The organism is Pelomonas sp. KK5, from assembly GCF_001984095.1.
Taxonomy (GTDB): domain Bacteria; phylum Pseudomonadota; class Gammaproteobacteria; order Burkholderiales; family Burkholderiaceae_C; genus KK5.
In genome coordinates this window covers 1-6961 of sequence record NZ_LYVQ01000290.1, presented here as the reverse complement: position 1 = coordinate 6961, position 6961 = coordinate 1, and the positions used below count along the sequence as shown (strand labels likewise).

Annotated in this window: 6 protein-coding genes; 3 read left to right on the top strand and 3 right to left on the bottom strand. The window is 69.1% G+C overall.

The genetic code is table 11. The features are described 5' to 3' along the window. The coding region (locus B0W88_RS28310) for a PhoH family protein (protein ID WP_077037894.1) at positions 1-1458 on the top strand (1458 nt) is incomplete at its 5' end. 6 nt (positions 1459-1464) lie between these two features. Here the strand turns inward: B0W88_RS28310 and mdtD are convergent. Both mdtD and B0W88_RS28300 read right to left on the bottom strand, forming a co-directional pair. After that, positions 1465-2901 (bottom strand): multidrug transporter subunit MdtD, encoded by a 1437-nt coding sequence (gene mdtD / locus B0W88_RS28305; RefSeq protein WP_083749129.1) that lies wholly within the window; start codon positions 2899-2901, stop codon positions 1465-1467. Beyond that, the gene (locus B0W88_RS28300) at positions 2898-4808 is read right to left on the bottom strand and encodes a propionate--CoA ligase (RefSeq protein ID WP_077037893.1); all 1911 of its coding nucleotides are present in this window, start codon (positions 4806-4808) and stop codon (positions 2898-2900) included. The genes mdtD and B0W88_RS28300 overlap by 4 nt, the downstream gene beginning before the upstream one ends. A 163-nt stretch (positions 4809-4971) precedes the next feature. Between B0W88_RS28300 and B0W88_RS28295 the strand changes: the two genes are divergently transcribed. After that, positions 4972-5724 (top strand): C40 family peptidase, encoded by a 753-nt coding sequence (locus tag B0W88_RS28295; RefSeq protein ID WP_369973947.1) that lies wholly within the window; start codon positions 4972-4974, stop codon positions 5722-5724. An 18-nt stretch (positions 5725-5742) separates the two neighbouring features. After that, a complete protein-coding gene (locus tag B0W88_RS28290; protein WP_077037892.1) occupies positions 5743-6156 on the top strand; it encodes a PPC domain-containing DNA-binding protein in 414 nt (137 codons plus the stop codon). On the opposite strand, the gene B0W88_RS28285 is transcribed toward B0W88_RS28290, so the two are convergent. Next, on the bottom strand, positions 6153-6953 hold the full coding sequence (locus tag B0W88_RS28285) for a transporter substrate-binding domain-containing protein (protein WP_369973949.1): 801 nt from the start codon (positions 6951-6953) through the stop codon (positions 6153-6155). The two genes, B0W88_RS28290 and B0W88_RS28285, sit on opposite strands and share 4 nt — an antisense overlap. Positions 6954-6961: the final 8 nt, after the last annotated feature.

Below are 6961 nucleotides of genomic sequence, written 5' to 3'. Positions count from 1 at the left end.
GCCAAGGCCCCAGCCGCGCGCGGCGGCACGGCCAAGACGCCCAAGAGGACCGGCGGCACCGGCGTCGCCAAGCTCTTCGTGCTCGACACCAACGTGCTGATGCACGACCCGATGAGCCTGTTCCGCTTCGAGGAGCACGACGTCTACCTGCCGATGATCACGCTCGAGGAGCTGGACGGCCACAAGAAGGGCATGACCGAGGTCTCCCGCAACGTGCGCCAGGTCAGCCGCGAGCTGGACCAGCTCGCCGCCGGGCTGAAGAGCAGCAGCGTCGAGGAAATGGCCAAGGGCCTGCCGCTGGACGGCACCGGCCACAAGGAAGCCGGCGGCAAGCTGTTCTTCCAGACCCAGCTGGTCGAGGCCCAGTTGCCGGTCGGCCTGCCCCAGGGCAAGGCCGACAACCAGATCCTGGGTGTCGTGCAGGCGTTGAAGGCGCTGCATCCGACACGGGAAGTCGTGCTGGTGTCCAAGGACATCAACATGCGGATCAAGGCCCGCGCCCTGGGCCTGCCCGCCGAGGACTACCGCAACGACAAGACGCTGGAAGACAGCGACCTGCTCTACACCGGCGTGCAGATGCTGCCCGCCGACTTCTGGGAGCGTCATGGCAAGACCATGGAGAGCTGGCAGCAGGGCGGCGTCACCTACTACCGCATCAGCGGTCCGCTGGTGCCCTCGCTGCTGATCAACGAGATGGTCTACCTGGAGGCGCCCGGCGCCACGCCGCTGTATGCCAAGGTGATGGAGATCACCGGCAAGACCGCGGTGCTGCGCACGCTGAAGGACTACGGCAACCAGAAGAACTCGGTCTGGGGCGTCACCTCGCGCAACCGCGAGCAGAACTTCGCGCTGAACCTGCTGATGGACCCGGACTGCGACTTCGTCACGCTGACCGGCACGGCCGGCACGGGCAAGACGCTGATGACGCTGGCCGCCGGCCTGTCGCAGGTGATGGACGACCGCCGCTACTCCGAGATCATCGTCACCCGCGTCACCGTGCCGGTGGGCGAGGACATCGGCTTCCTGCCCGGCACCGAGGAAGAAAAGATGGGCCCCTGGATGGGCGCGCTCGACGACAACCTCGAGGTGCTCGGCGGCGGCGGCTCCGGCGGCGAATGGGGCCGCGCGGCCACTAATGATCTCGTGCGCAGCAAGATCAAGATCAAGAGCCTGAACTTCATGCGGGGCCGCACCTTCCTGAACAAGTACGTGATCATCGACGAGGCGCAAAACCTGACCCCCAAGCAGATGAAGACGCTGATCACCCGCGCCGGCCCCGGCACGAAGATCGTCTGCCTGGGCAACCTGGCGCAGATCGACACGCCCTACCTCACCGAGGGCAGCTCGGGCCTGACCTACGCGGTGGACAAGTTCAAGGGCTGGGCCCACAGCGGGCACATCACGCTGGCCCGCGGCGAACGTTCACGCCTGGCAGATTTCGCCTCCGACGCGCTGTAGGCGACCTCAATCCTGGATCGAATCACCGGCCGCCTGTGCGGCCGGTCCTTTTTCGCCCTCGTCCGTGCGCAGCTGGAAGAAGATGAACGAGGCCAGCGCCGCCATCGTGCCGACCGCGAGATAGGTCGCATGGAAGGCCGGCAGCAGATCGATGCCGGCCGCCGCCCGGTTCACCGGCACGCCCGAGAACAACAGCAGGAACAGGCTCGAGCTCGCCACGCCCAGGCTCATCGACAGCTGCTGCACCACCGACAGCAGGCTGTTGCCGCTGCTGGCCGTGGACGGGTCCAGGCTGCCGAGCGTCACCGCATTCATCGCGGTGAACTGCAGGCTGTTGACCATGCCGAACAGCGCCAGCTGCACCGCCAGCCAGACGTGCCCGCTGTCACGCCGGATCAGCGCGAAGCTGGCGATCATCACGCCCAGCACCAGGGTGTTGCCGACCAGCACGCGCCGGTAGCCCTGCCGCTGGATCAGCCGCGTGGCCAGCGTCTTGGTGAACATCGCGCCCAGCACCGTCGGCACCATCGACAGCCCCGCCTCGCTCGGCGTGAAGCCCAGTCCCAGCTGCAGGAACATCGGCGTGAGGAAGGGCGTGGCGCCGCTGCCCAGGCGAGCGAACACATTGCCGAGGATGCCGATGCGGAAGGTCGGGATCGTGAACAGCGCCGGGTCGAACAGCGGTCGCGGATGCCGCGTGGCATGCAGCCAGTAGGCCGCCATCGCCGCCAGCCCGGCCACCAGGCAGATCACCGACAGCGCCGTCCCCACCAGATGCTCGCCCAGTCCCTGCAGGGCCAGCGAGCTCAGCGCCAGCCCCAGGCTGAACAGCACGAAGCCGCCCCAGTCGAAGGCGCTGGGCCACTCGCTGCGCAGTTGCGGCATGAAACGCAGTGACGCCCAGACGCCCGCCACACCCACCGGCAGGTTGATCAGGAAGATCCAGTGCCAGCTGACGTACTGCACCAGGAAGCCGCCCAGCGTCGGCCCGATCAGCGGCCCCACCAGCCCGGGGATCGCGATGAAGCTCATCACCGGCAGGAACTGCTCGCGCGGGAACACCCGCAGGACGGCCAGGCGCCCGATCGGCGCCAGCAGCGCGCCGCCCACGCCCTGGACGATGCGCGCCAGCACCAGCATCCGCAGCGACGGGCTCAGCGCGCAACCGAGCGAGCCGAGGCTGAACAGCGCGATCGCCCAGAGAAAGATCGTGCGGGTGCCGAAGCGATCTGCCAGCCAGCCCGAGGCCGGGATCAGCAACGCCACCGTCAGCATGTAGGCGATCACCGCCGACTGCATGCGCAGCGGGTTCTCGCCCAGGTCATGCGCCATGCCGGGCAGCGCGGTATTGAGGATGGTCGTGTCCAGCGTCTGCATGAAGAACGCCAGGGCGACGACCCAGGGCAGGAAGCGCCGGATGGAGGGGTCAGATGTTGCCATCATCCGATTAGATCGCGGATCTGCTGCAGCGCGGCCGGGTCCTCGATGGTCGTCAGGTCACCGGGATCACGGCCTTCGCACACCGCCTGGATCGCGCGGCGCAGCAGCTTGCCCGAACGGGTCTTGGGCAGCACGCTCACGAAGCGCACGCGCTGGGGGCGGGCCAGCGCGCCGAGCTTCTGGTCCACCAGCTTCATGATCGCGCCCTCCTCCTTCAGCGCGTCGTCGGCCGGCTGCTTCAGCACCGCGAAGGCCATCGCCACCTGGCCCTTCAGCGCATCGGCCACTCCGACCACCGCCACCTCGGCCACGTTCGGATGGCCGGCGATGCATTCCTCGATCTCGCGGGTGCCGAGCCGGTGGCCGGCAACGTTGATCACGTCATCGGTGCGACCGAGGATGAAGGTGTAGCCGTCGGCATCGCGGATGCCCCAGTCGAAGGTCGAGTAGATCTGCCGGCCCGGGATGCCGGACCAGTAGGTGCCGACGTAGCGTGCGTCGTCGCGCCAGACGGTCTGCAGGCAGCCCGGCGGCAGCGGGTATTCGATCGCGACGATGCCCTTGCGGCCGGGCTCGGTGAGATCCGCGCCGGTGGCGTCGTCGAGCAGGCGCACATCGAAGCCGTACATCGGCACGCCGGGTGAGCCGAATCTCGGGGTTAGCGCCTCGACGCCCGGGATGTGCTGCGCCAGCGTCAGGATCGGCCAGCCGGTCTCGGTCTGCCAGTAGTTGTCGATGACCGGCACGCCCAGGCCCTCGGCGATCCAGCGGCCGGTGGGTTCGTCCAGCGGCTCGCCGGCCAGGAACAAGGCGCGCAGCGTCGAGATGTCGTGCTTCTTCAGAAAGGCGGCATCCTGCTTCTTCAGCACCCGCACCGCCGTCGGCGCGCTGAACATCAGCGTGACCTGGAAACGCTCGACGAGTTCCCACCAGATGCCCGCGTCGGGCCGCGTCGGCAGGCCTTCGTAGACGAGGGTGGCCATGCCGGCGATCAGCGGGCCATAGACGATGTAGCTATGCCCGACGACCCAGCCGATGTCGCTGGTGGAGAAGAAGGTCTCGCCGGCCTGCCCACCGAAGATGTGCCTCATGCTCGCCGCCAGCGCCACCGCATAGCCGCCCGTGTCGCGCTGCACGCCCTTGGGCCGGCCGGTCGTGCCGCTGGTGTAAAGGGTGTAACTGGGCGCCGTCGATTCGAGCCAGACGCAGGGCACGCGGGCCCCGTCGTGACGGCGACGTTCAGCGGCGTAGTCGAGATCCCGCCCGGGCACGACCTCCATCGCCGCCAGGCCGCGGTCCACCATCAGCACCGCCGCCGGCTTGTGCGCGGCCAGCCGGATCGCCTCGTCCAGCAGCGGCTTGTACGGAATCACCTTGCCTGAGCGGCTGCCGGCATCGGCGCTGACGATCAGCTTCGGCTCGGCATCGTCGATGCGGCTGGCCAGGCTCTGCGAGGCGAAGCCGCCGAACACCACCGAATGGATCGCGCCGATGCGCGCGCAGGCCAGCATCGCGAACACCGCCTCGGGAATCATCGGCATGTAGACCAGCACCCGGTCGCCCTGCGTGACGCCCTGCGCCTGCAGGATCGCGGCCATGCATTCGACCTCGGCCTGCAGTTCGGCGAAGTTGTAGATCTTCTCCTGCCCGGTCTCGGTGAACACCCACACCAGCGCCCGCGCGCCCGCCCGCTCCTTCGCATGCCGGTCGACCGCGTTGTGGCACAGGTTGGTCGTGCCGCCCACGAACCAGCGCGCGAACGGCGGCCGGCTGGTGTCACAGACCTGCTGCGGCGGCCGGTCCCAGTCGATCAGCGTCGCCTGATTGCTCCAGAAGGCGTCGCGCTCCTGGAGCGAGCGGCGGTGGAAGTCGGCGTAGGGCTCGAGATTCGGTTCCAGATTTCGTGACATTTTTCAGGGCCCGGGAGTCAGTGCTTGGCACTGTGGCGCCCCGGCCTGTGTTCCAATCCAGGGTTTTCCCTGTCCAGAATTGACCCGTCGGGTCTTACCCGCGGTTACCCTGCCCTTGCTTGACACCCCAGACAGGCGGCTCATAAGCTGCGCGCCGAACACCATGTCCGACGCCCGCCGCCCGAACTCCCCCGCTGTTGTTGCCCACGCGCTCCGCCTGATCGGCGCCGCGGGCCTGGCGCTGGGCGTCTGCGTCGGTGCCAGCGCCCAGCAGTTGGACACGCCGCCGGCGGGCATGGTCACCGGCGCCTATGGGCAGAGCCTGATGCAGCAGCAGGCTTCGCAGCCGGCCGCAGCGCCGCAGGCAAAACCTGCCCCCGTCACCGGCGCGATCGCCACCGCCACCGACCCGGTCAGCCGCTTCCTGCGCGACCGCGGCATCCTCGCCCAGGCCCAGGCCGATTCGCCCCGCCTGCTGGACAGCGTGCGCGATTCCGCCTCCGACCTCGTGCTGTCGGCGATGAACTTCCTCGGCGTGCGCTATACGCGCGGCGGCAACAACGTCGCCACCGGCTTCGACTGCAGCGGCTTCACCCGCCACATCTTCGAGATGAGCATCGGCATGGTGCTGCCGCGGCGCGCCGACGAGCAGGCCAAGTCGAATAGCCTGATGAACATCAACAAGGACGAGCTGAAGCCCGGCGACCTGGTGTTCTTCAACACGATGCGCGCCACCTTCTCGCACGTGGGCATCTACGTCGGCGAAGGCAAGTTCGTGCACGCCCCCCGCACCGGCGCCGCCGTGCGGGTGGACGACATGCGCGAGGCCTACTGGTCCAAGCGCTTCACCGGCGCGCGCCGGGCCACCGAGCTGCGCAGCAGCGTCGGCAACGGCAGCGATTCGACGCTGCGCTGAGCGCGCTATCCTGGCGGCATGAGCGCCGCCGAATTCCCAAGCGTCCTTCCGCTGCGACTGCGTCCCGGTGATGCGCTGCGCCCTGCGATCGAGGCGGCCGTCCGTGCGGTCGGCTGCAGCGCGGCCTTCGTCGTCTCGGGCATCGGCAGCCTGTCGCGTGTCGAGCTGCGCCTGGCCGGCGCCGAGCGCACGCTGCAGCTCGATGGCGAGTACGAGATCCTGACGCTGGCGGGCAGCATCGCCGCCAACGGCTCCCATCTGCACATCAGCCTCTCCGATACCGAAGGCGTCGTGCTGGGCGGCCATGCCGGGCCGGGCTGCATCGTGCGCACGACGGCCGAGATCCTGCTCGCGCTGCTGCCGCAATGGCAGCTCAGCCGCGAGCCTGATGAGGCAACGGGTTATGCCGAGCTGAAGATCGAGCGCCGTTAGGGCGGAACGGTGGCGCCCTCGACACCATGCCGCCGCAGGCTCAGGGCCACGAAGTTCGACAGCTTCATCTGCTCCACGAAACCCGCCAGCCAGGCCTGGGCGGCTGCGCGCCCCTTGGGCACGGCGATGGCCTGATCGATCTCCATGAAGCGCCCCGGCAGCAGGCGCAGCGCCGCCCGATCGGCCAGCCGGCGCGCATCGGCTTCCAGCTGCTGGCGCACGCCGGCGGCGACGTCCAGGCCCTCGGCCAGGAAGGTGTCGGTCACCAGCGGCGAGGTCGGCGCGCGGACCAGCGTTGCCGCCTTCAGCGTGCGCCCGAGAAACAGGTCGTAGGCGCTGCCGCGGCCCACGGCCACGCGGATGCCGGCGCGGTCCACCTGCTCGTTGCGCTGCAGCGGCGAATCGGCGCGCACCAGGTAGGCGCCCTCGATGATCACGTAGGGCGGCGTGTAGTCCAGCCCGGCGCCGCGCTGCGGATCGATGGCGACGAAGGCCATGTCCACCCGCGCCGCGGTGGCCGCCTCGACCACCTGGCCGGCCGAGTCGAAGGTCACCAGCTCCAGCTCGAGCCCGAGGCCGGCAGCCGCCATGCGCGCCAGGTCCACCGAGAGCCCCTGCGGTTTGCCATCGGCGCCGCGCGTGGCCAGGATCGGATTGCCGAAATTGATGGCGGCGCGCAGCCGGCCGGACGAGCCCAGCTCGGCAGCCGCGCGAGCGGTGTCGGCAGCACGGGCACGGGGAACCAGCAACGCGGCGAGCGCGCCGGCCGTGAAGCGGCGGCGGATCATCATGGTCAGTCCAGTAT